The 589-nt window shown below is 46.0% G+C and carries 1 protein-coding gene; it reads right to left on the reverse strand.

Features of this window, described 5'->3' with window-relative positions; translation table 11 throughout:
- Window positions 1–467 (reverse strand): glutathione S-transferase family protein (locus tag FK268_RS26070; protein ID WP_146437855.1); only part of this gene is annotated, 467 nt, incomplete at its 3' end.
- Between the last annotated feature and the right edge of the window lie 122 nt (window positions 468–589).

Consider the following 589-nt stretch of genomic DNA (forward strand, 5'->3'; position numbering starts at 1 on the left):
GGTGCTAAAACGATATCCACCGCGGTCATCGTCTCTCCACTAAAATAGCTACGCCCACAGCGCTCTTCGAGCACTTCTAGGGTCGCTTTCATTGTAGCAAAATGTTGCTCAACTTCAGCTTCACTCTTACCCCCCATACTCATATATTGCGGACCATATAGCTCGCCTGCAACACCCGCCCAGGCGCGCTGAATAGCTCTCTTTGCCGGCAATGTAGCATAGATTGAAGGAACCTTATGTAGCTCTTCGATATACTCCACAATAGCCATCGATTCGAAGAGAACCTCTCCTGTTGTCACCTTCATAACCGGCACTTTTCCTAAAGGAGACCACTCTTTAAACCACTCAGGTAATTCAGCATGCGGATCGAGCCAGATCGACTCAAAATCAACCGCTTTCTCATTTAATGCAATAAGGACTCTCTGCACAAAGGGGCAGAATGGGTACCCCACCACTTGATAACTCATATTGACCTCCAGGCTCTAATTTATCAGCAACTTATCTCTCTATTATGACGATCCATGTCTCCTAGCTGATCGGTAGCAACATGGGCAAAACATAGGTATATTGCTCCTTTTTAGTCTATCAT

It is taken from the genome of Tsukamurella sputi, from assembly GCF_007858445.1.
In the GTDB taxonomy this organism is placed as follows: Bacteria; Actinomycetota; Actinomycetes; order Mycobacteriales; family Mycobacteriaceae; genus Tsukamurella; species Tsukamurella sputi.